The sequence below is a fragment of the Streptomyces sp. NPDC102283 genome (assembly GCF_044766265.1).
GTDB lineage: Bacteria > Actinomycetota > Actinomycetes > Streptomycetales > Streptomycetaceae > Streptomyces.
This window is the reverse complement of record NZ_JBIWLQ010000001.1, coordinates 425,867-448,307: the sequence shown is the minus strand read 5'-3', so window position 1 is coordinate 448,307 and position 22,441 is coordinate 425,867. Positions and strand designations below refer to the sequence as shown.

The window sequence follows — 22,441 nt, the reverse complement described above, 5'->3', positions numbered from 1 at the left end:
GAGCACGCAAACAGCCTACGGCTCCGCCGACGGCGTTACGGCGTCCGTACGGCGTCCCGGCCCGCCCGCTCCCTGCTGCTACCGTCACCGGGTATCCGCGGGTACGACGTAAACGCTTGTACGACATGCGGCAACGGCAGTCGAAAGGGGATTTCACGGTGGCTAGGGGAAGCTCGGGAATCGTGGCCGGGCTCACTGCGGCGGCGGTCGCCGCGGTCGCCTTCCTCGCCTACCAGGCCTCGGCGAACGCCCCCGCCTCGGTGGCGTCCACGCCCGGCAAGAAACCCTCCGCCTCTGCCTCGGCCCAGCCCTCCGCCAAGCCGAAGCCCACGGCCGACCCGCTGGCGGTCCCGGCGGCGTCCGGCAGGGGCGAGCGCGTCGTGTACGCGCTGAAGGACCGTCGGGTGTGGCTGGTCGACGAGGGCAACGAGGCGATCCGTACCTTCACCGTGATGCCGAGCCCCGTCAGCCCGCCGCCCGGGGTCCACAAGGTCACCTCGCGCTCGGGCACGGTCCAGGGCTCGGACGGCGTCCCGATCGAGCACGTGGTCCGCTTCGCGAACGTGGACGAGGTGGCGATCGGCTTCAGCGCGGCGCAGGACGGCTCGATGGCCAGCCCGGACCCGACGTCGAAGACCGGCGGCGTCCGGATGAAGCGCGCGGACGGCAACGCGATGTGGACCTTCGCGACGGTCGGCGCGAAGGTCGTCGTCGTCCCGTAGGGCCTCGATCCGGGGCTTTCCGTCTCGGACCCGGGGCTTTCGGCCCTCAGGCGGCCCTGGGGTCGCGCCTGGCCGGCGGGGGAACCACGGCGCGGGCGTCCATGCCCTCCTCCTCCGCCGCCTCGTCGTTCGGCGGGGTGGAGATCGCGGTGGCCGCGGCACACGAGGCCAGCAGGGCTTTCATCGTCAGGGCGGACGGAGTCGGTCGCGGCTGCGCTGCGCGCTCGGGCGTCGGCATGGATGCCTCCTTGATGCTCCGGTGGAGGGCGTGGTTAGGCAAGCCTAACCACGCCTCGTACCCATGTGACCACGCCCACGGGTCCGGACGCAACAATTTACCGACGCCTTGTCGGAAAGGCTACGCCCGGAGCCTCACGCCAGATCCGCCCGCAGCCCCGCCCAGCGCGCTCCGATGCCGACCAGGGTCACCTCGCGCCGCTCGTCGTCGGTGTCGCCCGTCGCCCGGTCGATGAGGACCCGCAGCCGGTCGTCGGCCAACTCCTCGACCTTGCCGTCCCCCCACTCCACGACCACCACCGACTCCGGCAGCGACACGTCCAGGTCCAGGTCCTCCATCTCGTCGAGCCCGCCGCCCAGGCGGTACGCGTCGACGTGGACCAGGGCGGGGCCGCCGGTCAGCGAGGGGTGGACGCGGGCGATGACGAACGTGGGCGAGGTGACCGCGCCGCGCACGCCGAGGCCCTCGCCGAGCCCCCGGGTCAGCGTCGTCTTCCCGGCGCCCAGCTCCCCGGTGAGCATGACCAGGTCGCCGGGGGCCAGCACCCGGGCGAGCCGGCGGCCCAGGTCCTGCATCTGTTCGGGCGAGGTGACGGCGAGCGTCACCGTCACGGCCTCGGGTACGGCCCCGGCGGAGGGTACGGCCCCGGCGGACTCGGGAACGGTCGTCCCCGCTGTCTCCGGAACGGTCTCAGCGGCCGGGCCGCTGTGCGGTGCTTCCATGTCCGCCAACGTTAGCGCCCGGCACCGTGCCGCTGTGTACGAGCAGGTCGGCCAGCCGGTCGGTGACCGTCTCCGGGTGTTCCAGCATCACCAGGTGCCCGGCGTCCGGCACGATCACCAGCTCGGCGTCGGGCAGGACGTCCGCGATGGCCTCGCTGTGCGAGCTGGGGGTGACCAGGTCCTTCTCCCCGGCCAGGATCAGCACGGGCACGTCCCGGAACGCGGGCAGCGCACCGCTCTTGTCGTGCTCGGTGAAGGCCGGGTAGAACTCGGCGACCACATCGATCGGGGTGGACTCGATCAGCCGTTCCGCGAACCGGGCGACCGCCGGGTCCACGTCCCGCGAACCGAACGAGTACCGCTTGATCAGCCCGGCGAAGAGGTCCGCGGTGGCGCGCCGCCCCTTCTCCACCAGCTCCGTCTGCGAGCCGAGCGCCTTCAGCACCCCGGGCAGCACCCGGCGCACCGCGTTCACGCCCGCCACCGGCAGCCCGAAGTCGACCTCGCCGAGCTTGCCGCTGGAGGTGCCGACCAGGGCGACGGCGGCGACCCGGTCCCGGATCAGGGCCGGGTACTGGTCGGCGAGCGCCATCATCGTCATGCCGCCCATGGAGTGCCCGACCAGCACCAGCGGGCCCTCGGGCGCCGCCGCGTCGATGACCGCCTTCAGGTCGCGGCCGAGCTGGTCGATGCCGACCGGCACCCCGTCCGCCTGGGCCCGGCCCCGCCCGGAGCGCCCGTGGCTGCGCTGGTCCCAGTAGACGGCGCGTACGAGGCCGCGCAGGGCGGCCCGCTGGAAGTGCCAGGAGTCCTGGGCGAGGCAGTAGCCGTGGCTGAAGACGACGGTGACCGGGGCGGGGGCCTTGCGCCCGAAGAGCCTGCGGCGGCGGGTGGCGGAGGAGCCGGTTCCCTCCTCGCCCGGGAGCGGAGCCTCCTCCGCCTCCTCGATCTCGTAGTGCAGCTCGGTGCCGTCGTCGGCGACGGCCCGGCCCGGCGTGCCGCGCAGCGAGCCGTAGGGCCCGGTGGCGTCCAGCGCGAGGCGGGCCTTCTTGCGCATGCCGCGCCCGACCGTGAGCCGCTCGACGGCGACCCCGGCGGCCGCGCCGGCGGCGAGCACCCCTATGGCGGCCCCGGCGATCCCGGCCCGGCGCCAGCCGGCCGCACCGGCCGCGGTCGCGGCCACCACGTCCCCCGCGCTGCTCTCGCTCACCGCTGCACGCCCCCGGTCGGCTCGCTCGGATCGGCGGTCCCGTTCACGTGCACCCTGGGCACCCGGGAGCCGATGCGGGTGACGATCTCGTACGCGATGGTCCCGGCGGCCTCCGCCCAGTCCTGCGCGGTCGGCTCGCCCCGGTCGCCCGGCCCGAACAGCACCGCTTCCGCGCCCGCCTCCGGCCGGTCGCCGCCGAGGTCGACGACGAACTGGTCCATGGCGACGCGGCCCGCGACGGTGCGCACCTTCCCGCCGACCAGGACGGGGCCGGTGCCCGACGCGTGGCGCGGGACGCCGTCCGCGTAGCCGACGGGGATCAGGCCGAGGGTCGTCTCGGCGCTCGTCGTGTAGTGGTGGCCGTAGCTGACGCCGTGTCCGGCCGGGGCGTCCTTGACCAGGGCGACGGACGCGGCGAGCGTCATCACGGGCCGCAGCCCGAAGTCGGCGGGCGTGCCCAGCTCGGGGGCGGGCGAGATGCCGTACATCGCGATGCCGGTCCGCACGAGGTCGAAGTGCGCCTCGGGGACCGTGAGCGTCGCCGGGGAGTTGGCCAGGTGCCGCACCTCGGGCTCCACGCCCTCCTTCTCGGCGTACGCCACCATGTCGCGGTAGACGCCGAGCTGGGCGGCGATCGACGGGTGGCCGGGCTCGTCGGCGCACGCGAAGTGGGACCACAGGCCGGTGATCCGGACGTGTCCGGTCCGCTCGGCGACCAGCGCCTCGGTGACCAGCTCGGGCCAGTCCGCGGGCTGGCAGCCGCCGCGGCCGAGGCCGGTGTCGGCCTTGAGCTGGATCCTGGCCGGGCGGCCGGCCCCGGCGGCGGCCGCGACGACCTCGCGCAGCGCCCACATGCCGCTGACCGACACGTCGATGTCGGCGTCGATCGCCTCGCGCCAGGGGCCCCCGGGCGTCCACAGCCAGCACATGATCCGGCCGTCGAGTCCGGCCGCGCGCAGGGCGAGGGCCTCCTGCGGGGTCGCGGTGCCCAGCCAGGTGGCCCCGGCCTCGCGGGCGGCCCGCGCGCAGGGCACGGCCCCGTGCCCGTAACCGTCGGACTTCACCACGGCCATGAGCTGTGCCCCGGCCGCACGCTCGCGCAGGACACGCACGTTGGCGCGCAGCGCGGCGAGGTCGATCTCGGCACGGGCTCTCAGGGACGCTGTCTCGTTCATCGCGCCCAGTCTCTCAGAGGCGTCGGTCGCCTCTGAGGCAGTGCACGCCGGTATCTAACCCTATGTACGTTTCATCACATGCTTCAGGTGGTCGACCAGGACCGGGACATGGCTGTCGGCCACGTCCTTGACGGCGGTGATCAGGGTGACGGGGCCGCCCTCGCGCACCAGGCCGACGAGCCGCTCGACGGCCTCCGTGTGCGCCGGGTCGTCCAGTTCGGTGCGGTAGCGCTCGACGAAGGCGTCGTGGCGTGCGCCGGAGCGGTCCTGGTGGTACCAGGAGCGCAGTTCGTCGGAGGGGGTGACGTCCTTCAGCCATAGGCCGATCGCGGCCCGATCCTTGGAGACGCCGCGGGGCCAGAGCCGGTCGACGAGGACCCGGGTGCCGTCGCCGTCCTCCGGCGGGTCGTAGACCCTGCGCACGCGTACGGGTTCGCTGCCGCTCGCCATGTCCGGCCGCCCTTCCTCTTCCGGGCCTCCACCCTCACCCCCGCTCAGCCCGCCCGCACGTCGCGCCAGGCGGCCTGGATGCCGTCCGCGACGTCCTGCGCGGAGACCGGGGCTCCGTCCGAGCCGTGCCGGGCGGCGAGCCCGTGGAGATACGCGCCCACGGACGCGGCGTCGCGCGGGGCGAGCCCGGCCGCGAGCAGGGACCCCGTGAGACCGGAGAGCACGTCGCCGCTGCCCGCCGTGGCGAGCCAGGACGTGCTGGTCGGGTTGACCCGTACGGGGGTGTCGCGGGCCTCCGCGACCAGGGTCGTGGAGCCCTTGAGGAGCACGGTGGCGCGGTAGCGGGCGGCCAGTTCGCGCACCGCGGCGAGCCGCCCGGCCTCGACCTCCTCGCGGGCCGCGCCGAGCAGGGCCGCGGCCTCCCCCGCGTGCGGGGTGAGGACGGTGGGGGCGGTCCGGGTCCGCACGGTCTCCGCGTCCAGCAGCCGCAGCCCGTCCGCGTCGACGAGCACGGGGACGTCGGCGGCCAGCACGTCGGCGACGGCCGCCTCCGCGCTCCGCCCGTCACCGAGCCCGGGCCCGACCACCCAGGCCTGCACGCGTCCGGCCTTCGACGGCGGCCCGGCGTGCACCAGCGCCTCGGGGTAGCGGGCGATCACCGCGTCCGCGCCCGGTCCGACGTACCGCACGGCCCCGGCCCCGCCGCGCAGCGCGCCCGCGACCGCGAGGACGGCCGCGCCCGGGTAGCGCTCGGACCCGGCGACGACGCCGACGACCCCGCGCCGGTACTTGTCGCTCTCCGGGCCGGGGGCCGGCAGCAGCGCGGCGACATCCGCGTACTGGAGGGCCTCCAGGTCCGGCGGCTCGGGCAGTTCCGGGCCGAGCCCGATGTCCACCAGCCGCAGGGCCCCGGCGTGTTCGGCGGCCGGGTCGATCAGGAGGCCGGGCTTGTAGGTGCCGAAGGTGACCGTCGCGTCCGCGCGGACCGCGTCGCCGTGCACCTCCCCGGTGTCGGCCTCCACCCCGCTCGGCAGGTCGACGGCCAGGACCGGGGTACGGTCCCGGGTCACCGTGTGCAGCAGCCCGGTGGCGTCCTCGCGCAGCCCGCCGCGCCCGCCGATGCCGGTGATGCCGTCCACGACGAGGTCGAGCACGCCGAGCCCGTCCGGCCCGTCGACGACCTGTCCCCCGGCCGCCAGCAGCGCGGCGAGCCCGCCGGGGTGGGCCCGGTCGGGGGCGAGCAGCAGGGCCCGGACGCCCGCGCCCCGGCGGGCCAGGCGGGCGCCCGCGTACAGCGCGTCGCCGCCGTTGTCGCCGCTGCCGACCAGGAGCAGGACCCGGGACCCGTACACCCTCCCGTTGCGCCGCAGCAGATCGCCGCAGGCCACGGCGAGCCCGGCGGCGGCGCGTTGCATCAGGGCGCCCTCCGGCAGCCGCTGCATGAGGGCGGCCTCGGCGGCCCGTACGGTCTCCACGCTGTAGGCACGTCGCATGGGTCCAACCCTCCGCGATCACGGGGGCCGACGCCACCCCCGTGAGGGCGTGGCGGCCTGTTCGTCCGGGCGGGTGCCGCCCCTGTGGCCCGCACGGCCCGGCGGGGCTCACCCCTCCGCGATGACCACCGCCGACGCCACCCCCGCGTCGTGGCTGAGCGAGACGTGCCAGCTCCGTACGCCCAGTTCGGCGGCGCGGGCGGCGACCGTGCCGCGCACCCGCAGCCGGGGCTGCCCGCTCTCCTCGACCCAGACCTCCGCGTCGCTCCAGAGCAGCCCGCCGGGTGCGCCGAGCGCCTTGGCCAGGGCTTCCTTCGCGGCGAACCGGGCGGCGAGCGAGGCGATGCCGCGCCGCTCGCCGCTGGGCAGCGTCAACTCGCTGTCGACGAACAGCCGGTCGGCCAACTGCGGCGTACGCTCCAGCGCCGCGCCGAACCGCTCGATCTCGGCCACATCGATCCCGACCCCGATGATCACGACCCCGCCCTCACTGTTCCTGTCGCGCTCACGCCCCGGACGCCCCGGGCCGCTCGCTCACTCCACGGTCACGGACTTCGCCAGGTTGCGCGGCTGGTCCACTTCGTTGCCGCGGGCCGTCGCGAGCTCGCAGGCGAAGACCTGGAGGGGCACGGTGGCGACCAGCGGCTGAAGCAGCGTAGGCGTTGCGGGGACCGTGATGAGGTGGTCGGCGTACGGGACGACGGCCTCGTCGCCCTCCTCGGCGACGACGATGGTGCGCGCGCCCCGGGCCCGGATCTCCTGGATGTTGGACACGATCTTGTCGTGGAGCACGGAACGGCCGCGCGGCGAGGGGACGATGACGACGACCGGGAGGCCCTCCTCGATGAGCGCGATCGGCCCGTGCTTCAGCTCGCCGGCCGCGAAGCCCTCGGCGTGCATGTAGGCGAGTTCCTTGAGTTTGAGCGCGCCTTCGAGGGCGACCGGATAGCCGACGTGCCGGCCGACGAACAGGACGGTGTCGTGGTGGGCGAGGGACCGGGCCAGCTCGCGCACGGGCTCCATCGCCCTCAGGACGCGGTCGACCTCGTCGGAGATCGCGGAGAGCTGGCGCACCACCGTACGGATCTCGTCGCCCCATTTGGTGCCGCGCACCTGGCCGAGGTAGAGCGCCACGAGGTAGCAGGCGACGAGCTGGGTGAGGAAGGCCTTGGTGGAGGCGACGGCGACCTCGGGCCCGGCGTGCGTGTAGAGGACGGCGTCGGACTCGCGCGGGATCGTCGAGCCGTTCGTGTTGCAGATGGCGAGCACCTTCGCGCCCTGTTCGCGGGCGTGCCGCAGCGCCATCAGGGTGTCCATGGTCTCGCCGGACTGGGAGATGGCGACGACGAGGGTGCGCTGGTCCAGGATCGGGTCCCGGTAGCGGAACTCGCTGGCGAGTTCGGTCTCGCAGGGCAGCCGGGTCCAGTGCTCGATGGCGTACTTGGCGATCATCCCTGCGTGGAAGGCGGTTCCGCAGGCGACGATGACGACCTTGTCGACCTCCCGCAGGTCGGCGGCCGGGATGCGCACCTCGTCGAGGAGGAGCGTGCCCTCCCCGTCGACCCGGCCGAGGAGGGTGTCGGCGACGGCCCGGGGCTGGTCGGCGATCTCCTTGAGCATGAAGGAGGCGTAGCCGCCCTTCTCGGCGGCGGACGCGTCCCAGTCGACGTGGTACTCGCGCACCTCGGCGGGCTCCCCGTCGAACCCGGTGACGACGACGCCCTCGCGGCTCAGCTCGACGACCTGGTCCTGGCCCAGCTCGACGGCGGACCGGGTGTGCGCGATGAAGGCGGCGACGTCCGAGGCGAGGAACCACTCGTCCTGCCCCACGCCGACGACGAGCGGGGAGTTGCGCCGGGCGCCGACGACGACGTCCGGCTGGTCCGCGTGCACGGCGACCAGGGTGAAGGCCCCCTCCAGCCGCCGGCACACCTGGCGCATGGCCTCCGCGAGGTCCCCGCCGGCCGAGAACGCCTCGGCCAGCAGATGCGCGACGACCTCGGTGTCCGTCTCCGACTCCAGGGCGTGGCCGCGTCCGGTCAGCTCGCGGCGCAGGGCCGCGAAGTTCTCGATGATCCCGTTGTGCACGACGGCGACCCGGCCCGCGTTGTCCAGGTGCGGATGGGCGTTGGTGTCGGTGGGCGCTCCGTGCGTCGCCCAGCGGGTGTGCCCGATGCCGGTCCGCCCGGCCGGCAGCGGCCGGTCCCCCAGCTCCTTCTCCAGATTGACGAGCTTGCCCGCCTTCTTCGCGGCGGCGAGCCCGCCGTCCGCGAGAACGGCGACGCCCGCCGAGTCGTAGCCCCGGTATTCGAGGCGCTTGAGTCCTGCGACGACGACGTCCTGCGCCGACTGCATCCCGACATAACCCACGATTCCGCACATAACGGCACCCTAAGGCCGGGAGCGCCTCGCGAGAGGAATGTTGGTCGCATACAATTTCTTGTACATGACCCACACGAAGGGCGGTCGGACATGTCAGTGACCCAGATCGACATAGACGATGAAGCCCTGGAGCGGGCGATGGCCCTGTCCAAGGCCCGGACGAAGAAGGAGACCGTCAACCTCGCCCTGCGCTTCTACGCGGAGCAGCAGGAGCGTGCGGCGCGGATCGGCCGCCACTTCGAGCGCGCGCGCGGCTGGGGCGCGGTCGAGGACGCCGAGCGGCGGCATCGGGCGGAGAAGGACGGCCGGTGATCTACCTGCTCGACACTTCGGGCCTCGTCCGGCTGCTCTCCGACGCCTCTCTGCAGTCGGCGTGGTCCGAAGCGATCGAGGCCGGGACGATCGCCTCCTGCTATCCGCAGCGAGCGGAGTTCCTGTACGGCGCCCGGAGCGCGCGCGAGTACGACGAGATCGTGGAGATGTTCACCGACCTCTACCCGGACGTCTCCGTGCCGAAGAGCGCGGGACGCTGGGTCGCCTCGGTCCAGCACCGCATGGCACGCGCCGGGCAGCACCGCAGCGCCTCCGCCGTGGACCTCGTCGCCGCCGCCACGGCGGCCCATCACGGACTGACGGTCCTTCATGACGACCTCGACTACCGCACGGTCGCCCGACACGCGCCCGATCTGCGCGAACACAGCGCGCACGACGTGGCCTGAAGCTCCGGTGCGGGCCCGTGCCGAGTTCCGCACGGGCCCGCACCGGAGCGGGTTCAGTCCGTCAGGAGCAGCACCGCGCCTCCGTCAGGAGCAGTACTGCGCCTCCTTGCCGATCGACCGGTACATGCAGTCCGCGTTCTCGATCAGCTGGAGCACCGCGTCCCGGTTGCGGGAGGTCTCGCGCTCGATGACCTCGTCGGGCGGGTAGAAGCCGCCGCCGGACGCCGAGCGCGGGTACATCTCGAAGGTGTAGCCGAAGATCTTCTGCGAGCCCCACAGCCAGTCGTCGATCGACCCGTCGGTGATGTACAGGTCACTGGACTGCTCGGCGGTGTAGCCGTTGCTCGCCGCCATCTTCCGGCCCACCGCCGCGAACGCGTTGCGGTCGTCGGCGGTCATGCCGGGGGCGGTGTCGTTGTACGTGTAGCCGAACGGCCACAGCACCAGTTCGCTGTACGTGTGGAAGTCGATGGCCGCCGTGATCTGCTGCTTCCCGCCGATCACCCGGCTGCGCACGAAGTCCGCCACGACCTTCGTCTCGGGGGCCGACTCGGCGGCCGCCCCGCGGTAGGTCTCCGACGACGGGCTGGAGGAGGAGCCGCCGCAGCAGCCCCACTTGTAGGCCCAGTTGCGGTTGAGGTCGGTGCCGACCGCGCTGGAACCGGAGTTGGGCTGCCGGTTCTTGCGCCAGCTGCGGTACGAGCCGGAGGCGATGTCGTACTCGCCGCCGTCCGGGTTCATGTCCGGCACGATCCACAGCTCGCGGCCGTCGACCGCCTGCTTGATCCGGGAGTCGGAGCCGTAGCCCTGGCCCAGTTCGCGGAGCAGGTAGAGCGCCATCTCGACGGTCAGGTGCTCGCGGGCGTGCTGGTGGGCGGTGAACAGGACCTCGGGTTCGGCCTCGTCGGCGGCGACGTTGTCGCTGACCTTGACCGCGATGACGTCCCGGCCCTGGTAGGTCTTGCCGATGACGCGCTTGCTCATGATCGAGGGGTTCGCGGCGATGCGCGCGTCGATCGCCGCGTTCATCTCGGCGTAGTTGTGGTAGCGGGAGTCGGCGGGCGGGAAGTCGAGGGCGCTCACGCCGTCCGCCGCGCTCGGCCCGGCGTCCGGGGCGGGCAGGGCCTCCAGGACGTGGCCGCGCGCCCGGAGCTTCCGGGCCTGGGCGGCGTCCGCGGTGATCACGACGCCGTGGTCGTGGACCTCGTCGATCGAGACGCCCGCGCGGGCGATGTCGGTGCGGGCGGCAGGGGTGGTGCGCCCGGTGATCTCGTACTGGAGCGTCCGCTCGTCCGCGGCGACGGCCGCGTTCGGGGCCGAGGCCCCGGCGGTCGCCACGGCGGTGGCGGGAGCAGCGAGGGCGAGGGCGAGCAGGATGGTCAGGGCGGCGTTGCGCCGGGTCTTCGTCGGCCGGGATCTCCGTGCGGTGACGAGTCGCATGCTGGCATCTCCTGGGTCCGTCGGGGTGGGGGGTGGAGCTGTGCGACGGGCACAGGATGAACTCATGTCATGAGCGGGTCAAGGTGATGGTTCCGGCCATCCGATTCTGTTTGGCCGAACGGGAATCGACAGGAGAATGGCTCCGGGGTCCGCTTCGGGACGAGGCGGCACACGAAACGGCGGGGAGACAACGGGTGTCGGCGGAGAGCTTGACGACGGGTCAGTGGTGGATCGTGGCAGTGGCCGCCTCCGTGCTGTTCCTTGCGGCGGTCCACTTCTGCTTCAGGAACCGCAGGGCGACGGTCTACTCGGTGATCGCGCCCGTCCTCGGAGCGGGCACCGTCCTGGGGTTCGACGGCGCACACGAGCACTCGGAGGTGGAGGCGCTGGTCATCTTCTCCGTCTCCCTGCTCTCCCTGGCTCTGCTGATCGTGGCCATACGGCCGGACATGGAGAAGATCAGGGCAAGGGCCCTGACCGGTGAGACGTACGAGGTCCCGAAGTGGAGGATCAACCTCTACGGGGTGCTGGTGGTGGCGTTCGCGGTGGTCGTGGTGTTCCTGCTGCTGTAGACGCGGGGAGCTCTGCTGGCCCCTGTTGAGCCCTGCTGGGGGAGCGACGTTTCTCACCACTCCCCCTCCCCTCCCCCTACTCCCCCATCTCCCCCAGCTTCCGGCGCAGCGCGGCCCGCTCCGGCTCGGTGACCGGGAGCTCCAGCGCCTCCCGGTACGCGTCAGCGGCCTCCCCGTCCCGCCCCAGCCGGCCGAGCAGGTCCCCCCGCGCAACGACGTACGGCGGGTACGACCGCAGCCGGGGCTCCCCCGCCAACGCGTCGAGCAGCGCGAGACCGGCCCCCGGCCCGTCCCGCATCGCCACCGCCACGGCGCGGTTCAACGCCACCACGGGGGACGGGGTGAGCGCGAGGAGCACGTCGTACAGGGCCACGATCTGCGGCCAGTCCGTGGCCGCCACGTCCGTCGCCTCGTCGTGCAGGGCGGCGACGGCGGCCTGCACCCCGTACGGCCCGGCCGGCCCGCCGGTCAGCGCCCTGACGACCAGGGCGCGGCCCTCCTCGATCATCGGCCGGTCCCAGCGCTCCCGGTCCTGGTCCTCCAGGAGCACCGGCTCGCCCTCCGGCCCGGTCCGCGCGTCGCGCCGGGCGTGGACGAGGAGGAGGAGCGCGAGGAGACCGGCGCACTCCCGCTCGGCGGGCAGCAGGCGGTGCAGTATCCGGGCCAGCCGGATCGCCTCCTCGGCCAGGTCGAGCCGCTGGAGACGGGGGCCGGAGCTGGCCGCGTACCCCTCCGTGAAGACCGAGTAGACGACCTGGAGGACTCCGGGCAGTCGCTGGGGCAGTTCGTCGGGGCCGGGCACCCGGAACGGGATACGGGCCTCGCGGATCTTCTTCTTGGCCCGCACGATGCGCTGCGCCATGGTCGCCGTCGGCACGAGGAACGCCCGCGCCACCTCCGGTGTGGTGAGCCCGGCGAGGCACCGCAGGGTCAGGGCGGTGCGGTCCTCGGCGGCGAGGGCGGGGTGGGTGCAGGTGAAGAACAACTGGAGCCGTTCGTCCGGCAGTTCACCGTCCCCGGCCCGGGACATGTCCGGGGCGGGGGCGGGCTCGGCGCGTTCCGCGTCGGCGGCGAGGACGGCGAGCCGGGCGGCGTACGCCTGGTCGCGCCGCAGCCGGTCCACCGCCCGACGCCGGGCGGTGGTCAGCAGCCAGGCCCCGGGCCGGGCGGGGACGCCCTCGGCGGGCCAGTGCCGCAGTGCGGCCTCGATCGCCTCGGACGTGACCTCCTCGGCCAGGTCCAGGTCCCCGAACCGGCGGACGAGGGAGGCGAGCAGCAGCCCGCGCTCCTCCCGGAACACCGCCTCGACGGCTTCGGCGGCCACGCGGCCCTCGCCCGGTGACACGCCCTTCCCCGGGGACTCGCCGTCGCCCGGTGACACGCCCTTCCTCAAGGACCCGCCGTCGCCCGGTGACACACCCTTCCCCAGGCATTCGCCCTCGCCCGGGCACTCGCCCTCGCCCCGCACCGCTCTCAGGCCCCGAAGTCCGCGACCGGCCGGACGACGACCGAGCCGCCGTCCCGCGAGCCGGGGCAGCGTGCGGCCCAGTCGAGGGCGGCGTCGAGGTCGGGCACGTCGATCACGAGGAACCCGCCCAGCAGCTCCCGCGTCTCGGCGAACGGCCCGTCCGTCACGGTCCGCTCCCCGGTCGGCGAGACCCGCACGGTGGTCGCCGTCACCAGATCGGCGAGCGACTCCCCCGAGACGTGGATGCCCGCGTCGCGTACGTCCTTGTCGTAGGCCATCCAGTCCTCGACGGTGCACTGAGGCGCGCCGCCCTGCTCGTCGACGGCCCCGCTGTGGATCAGCAGCATGTACTTCATGGTCGGCTCCTTCTCGCCTGTGTGTCGCGCCCGCCGTGCGGGTCGCCCTACACGATGACGACGAACGGGACCGGGCCCGATCGACACGCCGCCAGAATATTTTTCACGAATCACGGCGACCGGGTCACCCGGCGGCGGCCAGCCGGCGCCGAAGCTCCGCTTCCGAGACATCTTCCACATGGGTGAGGAAGACCCATAGGTGGCCCGAAGGGTCCTTGAGGATGACGGTGCGGTCACCGTGGAACATGTCCGTCGGCGGCTGGAGGATCTCCGCGCCGGCGGCCTGGGCGCGCTCGGCCAGGGTGTCGACGTCCGGCACGAAGACATGCAGCGTGACGGACGTGCCTCCACCGAGCGAGGTCGGCGCGGCGAAGGAGGCGGGCCCCGCCTGCTCCACTCCGGAGTCGCCCAACATGAGCGTCGACCGTCCGATGGTGATCTCGGCGTGCAGGACTCCGCCGCCCGGAGCGTCGATCCTGAAGTCCTCACGGGCGCCGAACGCCCGTTGGTAGAAATCGATCGCCGCGGCGGCGTCATCGACCATGATGTGCGGGATCACGGCATAGCGGTAGCGATCGGGGATCTCGATGTGGGCTGCGCGCTCGGTCATGGCGAACCTCCTTGAAAGGGCGCCGCCGGTCGGCTACCGCGGCCCCAGGAGGAACCTAGAAGCTCAAGTTCGCTTGAGGTCAAGCGTCGATGCGCCTCTGCCACACCTCGCCGTTCCGGAGCAGGTCGATGAACCTGCCGGACGGAACGGCCCGGCCCGCCTCCAGCGCGAGAACTGCCGCCATACACCGTTCCTGACCGCGCGGGCCCGCGAGTACGGGCCACCCTCGGTGGAGAACGACGAAGGGCCGGCGCAACCGGACTTCCATCGGGAAGGCATCCAGCCGGCCCCGGCGGCCGGGGCCACCCATCCGACGCCCCGACGATCGCTACGTGAAGGGAGCGAGGAAGAAGCCCGGACGCTACATGAGGCGGCCGAGGAAGAAGCTCCGGACGTCCTCGGCGAACAGCTCCGGCACCTCCATCGCCGCGAAGTGACCGCCGCGGTCGAATTCCGACCAGTGCCTGATGTCGTACAACCGCTCGGCCAGCGGCCGCACCGACTGCGTGATGTCGTGCGCGAACACCGCGACGCCGACCGGTACCGGGCACGGCTCCGTCCCCCGCGCCGCCTCGCGGTGCAGCCGAGACGAGGAGGCCGCGGTGGCGGTCAGCCAGTACAGCGATACGTCGGTGAGCATCCGCTCGTCGCTGATCGGCGTACGGGGGTCGGCCCACTGGGCGAAGCGCTCGGCGATCCAGGCCAGTTGTCCGACGGGCGAGTCGGTCAGCGCGTAGCCGATGGTCTGCGGGGTGGCGGCTTGGAGAGCCTGGTACGGGGGACGGTTCGCCATCATCCGCCTGACCTTGTCCAGCCGGGCCTCGTCCTCCTCGGACAGGTCGACGCCGGCGTCCGGGTCCGGCCGGGTCGGCAGGTAGTTGACGTGCACGCCGACCACCTGTTCGGGCGCCACCGCGCCGAGCGCCATGGAGATGCCCGAACCGAAGTCGCCGCCCTGCGCGCCGTAGCGCTCGTACCCGAGCCGGCGCATGAGCTCCGCCCAGGCCCGTGCGATCCGGACCATGTCCCAGCCGCGCTCGCGGGTCGGCCCGGAGAAGCCGTAGCCCGGGATGGACGGGATCACCAGGTGGAAGTCGCGCACCAGCGGCCCGATCACGTCGAGGAACTCCAGGAAGGACCCGGGCCAGCCGTGGGTGAGTATCAGCGCGAGTGCGTCCGGCCTCGCGGACCGGACGTGGACGAAGTGAACGTTCTGGCCGTCGATCTCGGTGGTGAAGTGCGGAAGTTCGTTGAGCACGGCCTCGTGCTCGCGCCAGTCGTACCCGGTGCGCCAGAGGTCGGCCAGTTCCTTGAGCCGCGCCAGCGGGAAGCCGTAGTCCCACCCGGCGTCGGCGATCTCGTTGGGCCAGCGGGTGCGGGCGAGCCGGTCGTTCAGGTCGTCGAGGTCGGACTGGGGAACGTCGATGCGGAACGACTTGATCATGGTGGTGGCTCCAGGGCTACGAGGTCGTGATCTCGGGACGGTCGGCTTGATCCATGACTCCGGCTCCATGACTCCGGCTCCCATATCGTTGGCGTTACCAACGTTGGCTTGACCCACCATATGCGTGATCGTGGGTGAGGCCAACAAGTTGTTACATTGCGTCCGTGGAAACGGAACATGGGACGCCGCAGCGGCTGCGCGCACTGTCGAGCAGGCTGGTCAACCAGGCGGCGCTGGCCGCGAACCGGATCGTGGACCAAGAGCTGGCCCGGGCCGGCGCCCGGCGCTACCACTACGCCCTGCTGGCGGCGGCGGAGGAGTACGGCCCGTCGAGCCAGGCCGACCTCGGCCGCCGTACGGGCATCGACCGCAGCGACATGGTGGCGACGGTCAACGACCTCGCCGGAAGGCGACTCCTGGAGCGTGCGCCCGACCCGGAGGACCGCAGGCGCAACGTCATCACCATCACCCCGCCGGGCCGGGAAGAACTCACCCGCCTCGACCGGCTGCTCGCCGCCGCGCAGGACGAGTTCCTCGCCCCGCTGCCCGCGGCCGACAGGCGGAGCCTGATCGCCCTGCTCAACCGCCTCGTGGATCATCACCGCGGCGACCACGGCTGAACGCGCCGCAGGCAACGCCGAACGCGGGAAGCAAGCACGGACCGCCCCTGCCCGCACGCGCTCCCCGGCCGCGCCGTGGTGTGCCTTCGGTGAGCGCTTTGGGCATGCTCCGGAGTCAGGCGATCCCGACCTCTGACCCATGGGGAGTTCTCATGCGCAGCATCGTTCCCGTCGCTCTCGGCACGGCATGTGTGGCCGTGTTGGCACTCGGCACAGGCCCAGCGGCGGCGGCCCCGACCGCCACCGCTCCGCAGCGGTCCGGCTGGGAACCGGCCCCTTCGGCCCCGTGGGACGTCGCGGCGGGCGAACGGTGCGCGTTCGCCCTCCACGGCGAGCCGATCGTCGACGAGGTCGTACGGCGCGAACTGCCCCCGCCCGCCGAGGGCGTCACGCGGAGCGCGTACAAGGGCGACCTCGTGGTCCGGGTGACGAACAAGGAGACCGGGGCCCACTACGACGCCGACGTGAGCGGCTCCGCCGTGGTCGACGCGTACGCCTCCGGGGCCCAGTTCTGGCGCGTGGTGGGCCCGGTGCTGGTGGGCGTCGGGGACGGCAACCTCGCACGGGGGATGTACGTCGTCGACGGCGTCTACACGATCGACATCAGCGCGACGGGAGCCAAGACCGTGACGGGCCCGGTGGTCGCCACGGACAGCATCTGCGACCGCGTCGGCTGATCACGCGTCGGCCGATCACGCATCGGCCGATCACGCATCGAGCAGGCACGGCTCGGCGGCGTACGCCCAGACCTCGCGGCATTCCCCGCAGCACCCCGGCACGGACGACCGGAAGGCCCGGTCGCAGTCGTCGCAGTTCTGGAGGGGGACGACGGGCACGGCGGCGGGCAGGGGCGGCGGAAGCAGCGCGACGAGCCGATGCCGCACCAGCTTCGCCGGATGCCGGAGGGGCACGGGCGGATCATCGGTGAGCGCGACCCGCACGGCGTCCGGCCGCATGCCCCGCTCCAGCCAGGCCGCGACTCCGGGGGTGAGCCGCTCCACGTCCACTTCGGAGAGGGTGAACAGGGGCGCGGAGACCCGGAGCCCGGCGAGCAGCCGGGTGGCCTCATCGAACAACGCGGCGCTGGGCCTGCGGGGGAAGGGCAACGGCGGGAGCGGCGGCTTGGGCGCGGTGGGCACCGGCACGAGCCGGGGCTCGGGAGCGGGTGCGGGTGCGGGCGCGAATTCACGTTCTGGTGCGGGCTCGGGCTCGGGCTCGGGCGCTGGCTCGGGCGCGAATTCGCGTTCCGGTGACGGTGCGGGCTCGGGCACCGCCTCCCGTACGGGCGGCTCCGGCGCGGGGGCGGGGGCAGCAGGGGCAGGAGCAGGGGCAGGAGCCGCCGCTGAGGTCTCCTCAGCCTCGGCCCCCGCCCGCCCGGCAGCCGCCTCCGGGTGGTTGTACGACTCCGTACGCGTGGTCATTCGCCCGCCCTGGACGCGTTCGCGGATGCGGCGCAGGAACCCGTGGTGTTCCAACTCCCGTAGCGCGGCGGCGATGCGCGCCTCGCTCTCCGGGAAGATCGCGGCGAGCGCCTTGACGCCGATGCGCCTCCCGGCGGGCAGCGACTGGATATGGGTGCCGAGGCCGATGGCCAGCAGGGACATGCCCCGGTGCTGGGAGAGCCGGTTGGAGATGATCGAGAAGCCGTCGGTGAGCCGGATGTTGATGTGTACGACACCGGAGGACGGGACGCGCGAGGGCGCGCTAATCTGCTGGGTATCCATCGGGAAGGGTCTGACTTCCTTGTTGGTCAGGTCCTCGATCGGGATGCCAGTCCCGGCCGGGGGCCGTCTCATGTCTGGGTGGTGGTCAGCGTGAGCATATGCCCGCCAACAGGTCATAAATCCAGCCCGGTTGGCACACTTCACCCATGCGAGTGACGCCGCGTACCCGCGCTCACGCGCCCGCGCGCCCAGGGGTGGTCACTGGCCCGGTCAGGGTCGGGTTGGGTTATTTCCCCAGTCCTTGAAGACACGTACTCAAAAGCTTTTATGTCGCGGGCGACCGCGACGCGGTCCACCACGTCGCGGCCACGCACATCCCGGCTCACCGGGTCGCGGTTCACCGGGTCGCGGCAGTCACGATCCGGTGAGCGCGCGGCAGTCACGATCCGGTGAGCGCCACCTCCGCCCAGACCGTCTTGCGCGGGAACGGCCCGTGCTCCGTGCCCCACCGCACCGACAACGCCTCGACGAGCAACAGCCCGCGCCCGCTCTCGGAGTCGGCGGCCGGGTCCCGCTTCACCGGGTCCCGGTCACCCCGGGTGTCGACGACCTCGATCCGCAGGATGTCGTCGTACACGCTGAGCAGGATCCGGAAGTCCCGCCCCGGGACGTACCCGTGCAGCGCCGCGTTGGTCGCCAGCTCGCCGATGACGAGCCCCGCGTCCTCCAGCGGCAGCCCCCAGGAACGCAGTTGTTCGGTGGCCAGCAGGCGGGCGAGCCGGGCACCACGGCGGGTGGCGGAGAGCTGGACGGTGAACTGTCCGGTGCGAGCCCTCGGTTGGGTGATTCTTTGGTTCATGTCACTCAGAGTGTCCGGACGTATCTACTCTGAGAAGCACTGACGCGCGTACGGACAGTGACTGTCCCCGGTGTACCGGGCCCCGTCCCCGCCGTACACGTCCGGCACACGGACACGGGTGGAGGCTTCTGCCGCATGACTGACGTGAAGAACCAGGACCGCGAGGACCGCACGGCGCTCGACGGGGACGACGAGGACCGGGACTTCGGCCTGGAGGACGACTCCGGGGCGGTCATCGCGGCGGTCGGCCGGCAGATCAAGCTCTGGCGGGAGTCGGCCGGACTGCGCGCCGCAGAGCTGGGCACGGCCATCGGGTACAGCGAGAACCTGGTCTTCAAGGTCGAGGGCGGCCGACGCATCCCGAAGCCGGAGTTCCTGGACCGCACCGATGACGCGGTGGGCGCGGGCGGCAAGATCGCGGCGATGAAGAAGGACGTGGAGGAGGCGCGGTATCCGAAGAAGGTGCGCGACCTGACGAAGCTGGAGGCGGAAGCCGTCGAGATCGGCTCGTACGCGAATGGAGTGATCGACGGGTTGCTCCAGACCGAGGAGTACGCACGTGCCCTGTACCGCGAGCGTCGCCCCGCGTACAGCGAGGAAGACATCGAGCGTCTGGTGACGGCCCGCATGGCGCGGCAGGTGGTCTTCGACCGACGGCCCGCGCCGCTCCTGACCTTCGTGCAAGAGGAGTCGACCCTGCTCAGGCGGACCGGAGGCAGAATGGTTCTGCGTCGCCAGCTCGAACACCTGCTTGAGCTGAGCCAGTTGAGGCATGTCGAGATCCAGGTCATGCCGATGGAGGCGGAGGAGCACGCGGGACTGGGCGGTTCACACGAGGTGATTAAGCTCAAGGACGGAAAGACGGTCGGGCACAACGAGGTCCAGCTCATCAGCGGGCTGATCACCAACCCGCGCGAGGTGCAGATCCTGGAGATGCGGTACAACCTGATCCGGTCACAGGCCCTCACTCCTCGGCTGTCACGAGAATTCATCGAGAAACTGCTGGGAGAGACATGAACAGCACCGAGCTGACCTGGTTCAAGAGCAGCTACAGCACCAACGACGGCCCTCAGTGCATCGAGGTCGCCGCCGCCCTCGCCACCATCCACGTACGCGACTCCAAACAACTCCCCGCCGACGGCCCGCACCTCGGCTTCGCCCCGGCCGCCTGGGCGGCCTTCGTCACGTACGCCTCGCAGACCTGAGCCCACCGGGAGAGACGTGAACAGCACCGAGCTGACCTGGTTCAAGAGCAGCTACAGCACCAACGACGGCCCTGATTGCGTCGAGGTCGCCGCCGCACCCGCCACCATCCACGTACGCGACTCCAAGCAACTCCCCACCCACGGCCCCCACCTCGGCTTCACCCCCGCCGCCTGGGCCGACTTCGTCACGTACGCGTCGGAGGCCTGAGCCATGTCCGTACCGCCGACCGTGCGGGTCAAGGCCTTCGACCACCTCGTCCTCAACGTCGGGGACGTCGAGCGGGCCATCGCGTTCTACTGCGGGCCACTGGGACTGGAGCCCGTACGGGTCGAGGAGTGGCGGGCGGGCAAGGTGCCGTTCCCCTCGGTCCGGGTCAGCCCGACCACGATCATCGACCTGCTCGACCGACCGCGCGGCGAGTCGAACGTGGACCACATCTGCCTCGTCGTCGACCCGCTCGACTGGCAGGAGGTCATCGAATCCGGGGTGTTCACGGTGAAGGAGGGCCCGGTCCCCCGCTTCGGGGCGCGGGGCTCGGCCACCTCGGTCTACGTACTCGACCCGGACGGCAACACGGTCGAGCTGCGCTGGTATCCACAGGACGCCTGAGGCCGCACACCTTCCGCGCCGGGGTCCCCGGGGCTCCGGGCCTGGAGCCCCGGGGAGCGCGAGCGTGGGAGCCCGGGGAGCGGGCATCCCGAGGGGCGGCCGAGGAGCGGGAAGCCCGAGGGGCCCGGGATACGCTGCTGCGCCCCACCCCTACCGGAGGTCATCTCTGTGTTCCCCGCCCGGGTACTCGCCGCTGTCCCATTGGCTCTGGTGATCCTCGCCCTGTCCGGCTGCTCTTCCGTGTGGGATTGCACCGACACGAGTGCGAAGCGCGGTGAGGCCGGTGTCAGAGTGCAGGTCGAGGACACGTCCGGGCAGCCTCTCGGCGTCACCGCCGAGGTCGTCGACTGGCGGCTGGAACCCCACCCTCAGGTGCCTTCCGAAGGTGACCAGGTCCACTTCCACTACGGCTACGACGGTACCGACGGGATATCCGGCCCTGCGGTGGATGTCTGCGCCGTCGATGGGAAGCGCGTGGCGTTGGGGTGTCAGACGGTCCATTCGTCCGAGTCGCGGCCCGAGCCGGACGGCGCACTCACGGGCGACGGCTGGCTCGCGGTCGAGCGCCCCGAGCAGGTTGCCGAAGTGCTGTTGATCCCCAACGACCAGTCCTACGAACGACGAACCTGCGAGCAGGACAGCAAGGACGGCGGCGGGACGCATCCTCCGGAACCAGCCGGCAGGGGGGACCAGCTGTAGGAAGGCCGGGCGATCGGGCGCGGGGCACGAGGCCTCGGGGCGGCCACGGCCGGTGCCGACGAGCCGTGAACCTTTCCGGCCGCTGCGGACAACAGGGGTGACAGCCACACCGACCGACGCACCCCTGGAGGCGCAGTGACCGGACCACCTCCGGCCCGCCCCGACACCGAACACGAGGGCCGGGCGAGAGACGACGCGGACGTCATCACGCAATCCCTCGACGAACCCGAACTGTTCGCCGGGCTGTACGACCGGCACGCCCCGGACATCCACCGCTACGCCGCCCGCCGCCTCGGGGAGGGCGCGGCGGACGACATCACGGCGGAGACGTTCCTCATCGCGTTCCGCACGCGGGGCCGCTACGACACCGCCCACCGGCTGGCCCGGCCCTGGCTGTACGGCATCGCCGCCAACCTGATCGGCAAGCACCGCCGTACCGAGGTCCGCGCGCTGAAGGCGCTGGCCCGGACCGGCCACGACCCGGTGGCCGCGTCCTGGAGCGACCGCTCGGACGACCGGCTGGCCGTCCAGGCCCCCCTGGCGGGGGCGCTCGCCTCGCTCTCCCCCGGCGACCGGCACGTCCTGCTGCTCGTCGCCTGGGCGGACCTCGGCTACCAGGAGGTGGCCGACGCGCTGCGGATACCGCTGGGCACGGTCAGATCCCGGCTGAACCGGGCCCGCCGCAAGGTCCGCGCATCCCTGAGCACCGACCCCGCGTTCACCTCGGCCGAACAGGAGCTGACCCCGTCATGGACGAAATGACCCAGCTGCGTGAGCTCCGCGCCGACGCCCCCGTACCCGACCGCGCCACGCTCGCCCCCGGCCGCGCACGCCTGACCGACGCCATCGCGGGCCGGAACCGCCGCGCCCGCGGGCTGCGGGCCGACTGGCGGATCGCCTCGCTCGGCGCGGTGGTGGCGATCACCGCGGCGGCGCTGTTCATCACCCAGATCGTGGACACCCCCGCGCCCCGGCCCTCGGCCCCGGCGACCGTGGCGGGCGACCTCGACCTGTCCGGCCCGGAGGCCGCCCTGGGGCGGGCCGCCGACTTCCTGGAACGGCAGGAGGTGCCGCCGGAGCCGAGGACCGACCAGTGGATCTACCTCTGGCAGGTCGGCGGAGTGCCGGCCCAGCCGACCAGGAAGGACGGGTCGGAGCCCGAAGTGAAGGGCACCTTCGAAGTGCCGGATCCCAAGCCCTCCTGGATCCCGTACCACGACAGGGTCGCGGAGAACGATGAGTCCGACACGGACCACCTGAGCGCACGCGAGTCCTACAGGGTCGCCGCGGATCTCCCCAAGGATCCGGAGGCCCTCCTCGCGAGACTGCGGAAGGTCTTCCCCACCGGCAGCGGCCCCGACGGCCCTCCCGAAGCCAAGGACGAGCACAGCTTCCGCGCCCTGCACGTCCTGCTGGAGTCCTACCCGATCCCGCCCGACGCTCTGGCCCACATCTACCGGGCGATGGCCACGGTCGGCGACGTCAAGGTGACCGACCACCTGATCCGGGACGCCTCCGGCCGCCAGGTCATCGCCGTGACCCGCGAACACGACGGGGGCGACACCCGGCGCGAGATCCTCATCGACCCCGTGGACTACAGCTACGCGGGCGTGCGCGACGTGGTCATCAGGACCCACGAGGTCTCCGCCCCCGATGACCCCAATGCCATGGTCTACCAACGCGGCGACGTCCTGATGGACGTCGCGAGGGTCAAGGCGGCCGTCGTCGACGCCAAGGGCCAGAAGCCCTGACCGTACGACCCGCACAGAACGCGGGCGTGGGC

The 22,441-nt window shown here is 72.3% G+C and carries 28 protein-coding genes; 13 read left to right on the top strand and 15 right to left on the bottom strand.

Going from position 1 to position 22,441, the window contains the following annotated elements; translation table 11 throughout:
* Positions 1-125 precede the first annotated feature (125 nt).
* Positions 126-722, top strand: coding sequence for a hypothetical protein (locus ACIRJT_RS02285; RefSeq protein WP_403903349.1), 597 nt, complete (start codon positions 126-128; stop codon positions 720-722).
* Between the two features lie 46 nt (positions 723-768).
* Here ACIRJT_RS02285 and ACIRJT_RS02280 read toward each other — a convergent pair whose 3' ends face one another.
* The 8 genes from ACIRJT_RS02280 to glmS all read right to left on the bottom strand — a co-directional run bounded on the left by ACIRJT_RS02280 (position 769) and on the right by glmS (position 8,392).
* The gene (locus tag ACIRJT_RS02280; protein WP_403903347.1) at positions 769-960 is read right to left on the bottom strand and encodes a hypothetical protein; all 192 of its coding nucleotides are present in this window, start codon (positions 958-960) and stop codon (positions 769-771) included.
* A gap of 134 nt (positions 961-1,094) precedes the next feature.
* Positions 1,095-1,682: a tRNA (adenosine(37)-N6)-threonylcarbamoyltransferase complex ATPase subunit type 1 TsaE gene (tsaE, locus tag ACIRJT_RS02275; RefSeq protein ID WP_403903345.1), complete on the bottom strand. Its 588-nt coding sequence runs from the start codon at positions 1,680-1,682 to the stop codon at positions 1,095-1,097.
* Entirely contained in the window at positions 1,651-2,892 is a 1,242-nt protein-coding gene (locus tag ACIRJT_RS02270) for an alpha/beta fold hydrolase (RefSeq protein WP_403903342.1), read from the bottom strand. The genes tsaE and ACIRJT_RS02270 overlap by 32 nt, the downstream gene beginning before the upstream one ends.
* Positions 2,889-4,067, bottom strand: coding sequence for an alanine racemase (alr, locus tag ACIRJT_RS02265; protein WP_403903340.1), 1,179 nt, complete (start codon positions 4,065-4,067; stop codon positions 2,889-2,891). Before alr ends, ACIRJT_RS02270 begins: the two co-directional genes overlap by 4 nt.
* Before the next feature lie 60 nt (positions 4,068-4,127).
* Positions 4,128-4,517: a DUF488 domain-containing protein gene (locus tag ACIRJT_RS02260; RefSeq protein ID WP_403903337.1), complete on the bottom strand. Its 390-nt coding sequence runs from the start codon at positions 4,515-4,517 to the stop codon at positions 4,128-4,130.
* Between the two features lie 44 nt (positions 4,518-4,561).
* On the bottom strand, positions 4,562-6,010 hold the full coding sequence (locus ACIRJT_RS02255) for an NAD(P)H-hydrate dehydratase (RefSeq protein WP_403903334.1): 1,449 nt from the start codon (positions 6,008-6,010) through the stop codon (positions 4,562-4,564).
* A 108-nt stretch (positions 6,011-6,118) separates the two neighbouring features.
* Positions 6,119-6,487, bottom strand: a complete 369-nt coding sequence (locus ACIRJT_RS02250) for a holo-ACP synthase (protein WP_403903332.1) — start codon at positions 6,485-6,487, stop codon at positions 6,119-6,121.
* A 57-nt stretch (positions 6,488-6,544) separates the two neighbouring features.
* The gene (glmS, locus tag ACIRJT_RS02245; protein ID WP_403903329.1) at positions 6,545-8,392 is read right to left on the bottom strand and encodes a glutamine--fructose-6-phosphate transaminase (isomerizing); all 1,848 of its coding nucleotides are present in this window, start codon (positions 8,390-8,392) and stop codon (positions 6,545-6,547) included.
* A gap of 90 nt (positions 8,393-8,482) precedes the next feature.
* Here glmS and ACIRJT_RS02240 point away from each other — a divergent pair, with 90 nt between their 5' ends.
* Together ACIRJT_RS02240 and ACIRJT_RS02235 are read left to right on the top strand one after the other, a co-directional pair.
* Positions 8,483-8,704: a type II toxin-antitoxin system VapB family antitoxin gene (locus ACIRJT_RS02240; protein ID WP_403903326.1), complete on the top strand. Its 222-nt coding sequence runs from the start codon at positions 8,483-8,485 to the stop codon at positions 8,702-8,704.
* A complete protein-coding gene (locus tag ACIRJT_RS02235; RefSeq protein WP_403903323.1) occupies positions 8,701-9,111 on the top strand; it encodes a PIN domain-containing protein in 411 nt (136 codons plus the stop codon). Before ACIRJT_RS02240 ends, ACIRJT_RS02235 begins: the two co-directional genes overlap by 4 nt.
* A gap of 84 nt (positions 9,112-9,195) precedes the next feature.
* Here the strand turns inward: ACIRJT_RS02235 and ACIRJT_RS02230 are convergent, their stop codons facing one another.
* A complete protein-coding gene (locus tag ACIRJT_RS02230) occupies positions 9,196-10,551 on the bottom strand; it encodes a M14 family metallopeptidase (RefSeq protein ID WP_403903320.1) in 1,356 nt (451 codons plus the stop codon).
* Between the two features lie 194 nt (positions 10,552-10,745).
* Here ACIRJT_RS02230 and ACIRJT_RS02225 point away from each other — a divergent pair, with 194 nt between their 5' ends.
* Positions 10,746-11,123: a hypothetical protein gene (locus ACIRJT_RS02225; protein ID WP_403903317.1), complete on the top strand. Its 378-nt coding sequence runs from the start codon at positions 10,746-10,748 to the stop codon at positions 11,121-11,123.
* Positions 11,124-11,199: 76 nt separating this feature from the next.
* On the opposite strand, the gene ACIRJT_RS02220 is transcribed toward ACIRJT_RS02225, so the two are convergent.
* From ACIRJT_RS02220 to ACIRJT_RS02205, 4 genes are all read right to left on the bottom strand, one after another.
* On the bottom strand, positions 11,200-12,504 hold the full coding sequence (locus tag ACIRJT_RS02220) for an RNA polymerase sigma factor (protein WP_403903314.1): 1,305 nt from the start codon (positions 12,502-12,504) through the stop codon (positions 11,200-11,202).
* A 92-nt stretch (positions 12,505-12,596) separates the two neighbouring features.
* On the bottom strand, positions 12,597-12,947 hold the full coding sequence (locus ACIRJT_RS02215) for a YciI family protein (RefSeq protein ID WP_032792637.1): 351 nt from the start codon (positions 12,945-12,947) through the stop codon (positions 12,597-12,599).
* A 124-nt stretch (positions 12,948-13,071) separates the two neighbouring features.
* Positions 13,072-13,557, bottom strand: coding sequence for a VOC family protein (locus ACIRJT_RS02210; protein ID WP_403903311.1), 486 nt, complete (start codon positions 13,555-13,557; stop codon positions 13,072-13,074).
* 361 nt (positions 13,558-13,918) lie between these two features.
* Positions 13,919-15,001 (bottom strand): epoxide hydrolase family protein, encoded by a 1,083-nt coding sequence (locus ACIRJT_RS02205; RefSeq protein WP_403903309.1) that lies wholly within the window; start codon positions 14,999-15,001, stop codon positions 13,919-13,921.
* 164 nt (positions 15,002-15,165) lie between these two features.
* Between ACIRJT_RS02205 and ACIRJT_RS02200 the strand changes: the two genes are divergently transcribed.
* Together ACIRJT_RS02200 and ACIRJT_RS02195 are read left to right on the top strand one after the other, a co-directional pair.
* Positions 15,166-15,621: a MarR family winged helix-turn-helix transcriptional regulator gene (locus ACIRJT_RS02200; RefSeq protein WP_403903306.1), complete on the top strand. Its 456-nt coding sequence runs from the start codon at positions 15,166-15,168 to the stop codon at positions 15,619-15,621.
* A 152-nt stretch (positions 15,622-15,773) separates the two neighbouring features.
* Entirely contained in the window at positions 15,774-16,298 is a 525-nt protein-coding gene (locus tag ACIRJT_RS02195; RefSeq protein ID WP_403903303.1) for a hypothetical protein, read from the top strand.
* A gap of 30 nt (positions 16,299-16,328) precedes the next feature.
* On the opposite strand, the gene ACIRJT_RS02190 is transcribed toward ACIRJT_RS02195, so the two are convergent.
* Positions 16,329-17,345, bottom strand: coding sequence for a hypothetical protein (locus tag ACIRJT_RS02190; protein WP_403904418.1), 1,017 nt, complete (start codon positions 17,343-17,345; stop codon positions 16,329-16,331).
* Between the two features lie 379 nt (positions 17,346-17,724).
* Positions 17,725-18,144, bottom strand: coding sequence for an ATP-binding protein (locus ACIRJT_RS02185; protein WP_403903300.1), 420 nt, complete (start codon positions 18,142-18,144; stop codon positions 17,725-17,727).
* A gap of 135 nt (positions 18,145-18,279) precedes the next feature.
* On the opposite strand from ACIRJT_RS02185, the gene ACIRJT_RS02180 reads away from it, so the two are divergent.
* The 7 genes from ACIRJT_RS02180 to ACIRJT_RS02150 all read left to right on the top strand — a co-directional run bounded on the left by ACIRJT_RS02180 (position 18,280) and on the right by ACIRJT_RS02150 (position 22,409).
* On the top strand, positions 18,280-19,161 hold the full coding sequence (locus tag ACIRJT_RS02180) for a helix-turn-helix domain-containing protein (RefSeq protein ID WP_403903297.1): 882 nt from the start codon (positions 18,280-18,282) through the stop codon (positions 19,159-19,161).
* Entirely contained in the window at positions 19,158-19,349 is a 192-nt protein-coding gene (locus ACIRJT_RS02175; protein WP_403903295.1) for a DUF397 domain-containing protein, read from the top strand. The genes ACIRJT_RS02180 and ACIRJT_RS02175 overlap by 4 nt, the downstream gene beginning before the upstream one ends.
* A gap of 16 nt (positions 19,350-19,365) precedes the next feature.
* A complete protein-coding gene (locus ACIRJT_RS02170) occupies positions 19,366-19,557 on the top strand; it encodes a DUF397 domain-containing protein (RefSeq protein WP_403903292.1) in 192 nt (63 codons plus the stop codon).
* A gap of 3 nt (positions 19,558-19,560) precedes the next feature.
* The gene (locus tag ACIRJT_RS02165; RefSeq protein ID WP_403903290.1) at positions 19,561-19,959 is read left to right on the top strand and encodes a VOC family protein; all 399 of its coding nucleotides are present in this window, start codon (positions 19,561-19,563) and stop codon (positions 19,957-19,959) included.
* Positions 19,960-20,127: 168 nt separating this feature from the next.
* Complete coding sequence (locus tag ACIRJT_RS02160) at positions 20,128-20,658, top strand: hypothetical protein (RefSeq protein WP_403903288.1); 531 nt, start codon at positions 20,128-20,130, stop codon at positions 20,656-20,658.
* Positions 20,659-20,793: 135 nt separating this feature from the next.
* A complete protein-coding gene (locus ACIRJT_RS02155; RefSeq protein WP_403903286.1) occupies positions 20,794-21,420 on the top strand; it encodes an RNA polymerase sigma factor in 627 nt (208 codons plus the stop codon).
* Positions 21,408-22,409, top strand: coding sequence for a CU044_5270 family protein (locus tag ACIRJT_RS02150; RefSeq protein WP_403903283.1), 1,002 nt, complete (start codon positions 21,408-21,410; stop codon positions 22,407-22,409). Before ACIRJT_RS02155 ends, ACIRJT_RS02150 begins: the two co-directional genes overlap by 13 nt.
* The last annotated feature ends 32 nt before the right edge of the window (positions 22,410-22,441 follow it).

What these genes read in the sequence shown, in the direction of transcription:
- ACIRJT_RS02280 (WP_403903347.1), bottom strand. Translation starts at nt 960, where the DNA reads ATGCCGACGCCCGAGCGCGCAGCGCAGCCGCGACCGACTCCGTCCGCC.
- ACIRJT_RS02185 (WP_403903300.1), bottom strand. Translation starts at nt 18,144, where the DNA reads ATGAACCAAAGAATCACCCAACCGAGGGCTCGCACCGGACAGTTCACC.
- ACIRJT_RS02210 (WP_403903311.1), bottom strand. Translation starts at nt 13,557, where the DNA reads ATGACCGAGCGCGCAGCCCACATCGAGATCCCCGATCGCTACCGCTAT.
- ACIRJT_RS02240 (WP_403903326.1), top strand. Translation starts at nt 8,483, where the DNA reads ATGTCAGTGACCCAGATCGACATAGACGATGAAGCCCTGGAGCGGGCG.
- ACIRJT_RS02175 (WP_403903295.1), top strand. Translation starts at nt 19,158, where the DNA reads ATGAACAGCACCGAGCTGACCTGGTTCAAGAGCAGCTACAGCACCAAC.
- ACIRJT_RS02165 (WP_403903290.1), top strand. Translation starts at nt 19,561, where the DNA reads ATGTCCGTACCGCCGACCGTGCGGGTCAAGGCCTTCGACCACCTCGTC.
- ACIRJT_RS02255 (WP_403903334.1), bottom strand. Translation starts at nt 6,010, where the DNA reads ATGCGACGTGCCTACAGCGTGGAGACCGTACGGGCCGCCGAGGCCGCC.
- ACIRJT_RS02205 (WP_403903309.1), bottom strand. Translation starts at nt 15,001, where the DNA reads ATGATCAAGTCGTTCCGCATCGACGTTCCCCAGTCCGACCTCGACGAC.
- glmS (WP_403903329.1), bottom strand. Translation starts at nt 8,392, where the DNA reads ATGTGCGGAATCGTGGGTTATGTCGGGATGCAGTCGGCGCAGGACGTC.
- ACIRJT_RS02190 (WP_403904418.1), bottom strand. Translation starts at nt 17,345, where the DNA reads ATGGATACCCAGCAGATTAGCGCGCCCTCGCGCGTCCCGTCCTCCGGT.
- ACIRJT_RS02215 (WP_032792637.1), bottom strand. Translation starts at nt 12,947, where the DNA reads ATGAAGTACATGCTGCTGATCCACAGCGGGGCCGTCGACGAGCAGGGC.
- ACIRJT_RS02150 (WP_403903283.1), top strand. Translation starts at nt 21,408, where the DNA reads ATGGACGAAATGACCCAGCTGCGTGAGCTCCGCGCCGACGCCCCCGTA.
- ACIRJT_RS02195 (WP_403903303.1), top strand. Translation starts at nt 15,774, where the DNA reads ATGCGCAGCATCGTTCCCGTCGCTCTCGGCACGGCATGTGTGGCCGTG.
- ACIRJT_RS02230 (WP_403903320.1), bottom strand. Translation starts at nt 10,551, where the DNA reads ATGCGACTCGTCACCGCACGGAGATCCCGGCCGACGAAGACCCGGCGC.
- ACIRJT_RS02260 (WP_403903337.1), bottom strand. Translation starts at nt 4,517, where the DNA reads ATGGCGAGCGGCAGCGAACCCGTACGCGTGCGCAGGGTCTACGACCCG.
- tsaE (WP_403903345.1), bottom strand. Translation starts at nt 1,682, where the DNA reads ATGGAAGCACCGCACAGCGGCCCGGCCGCTGAGACCGTTCCGGAGACA.
- ACIRJT_RS02180 (WP_403903297.1), top strand. Translation starts at nt 18,280, where the DNA reads ATGACTGACGTGAAGAACCAGGACCGCGAGGACCGCACGGCGCTCGAC.
- alr (WP_403903340.1), bottom strand. Translation starts at nt 4,067, where the DNA reads ATGAACGAGACAGCGTCCCTGAGAGCCCGTGCCGAGATCGACCTCGCC.
- ACIRJT_RS02285 (WP_403903349.1), top strand. Translation starts at nt 126, where the DNA reads ATGCGGCAACGGCAGTCGAAAGGGGATTTCACGGTGGCTAGGGGAAGC.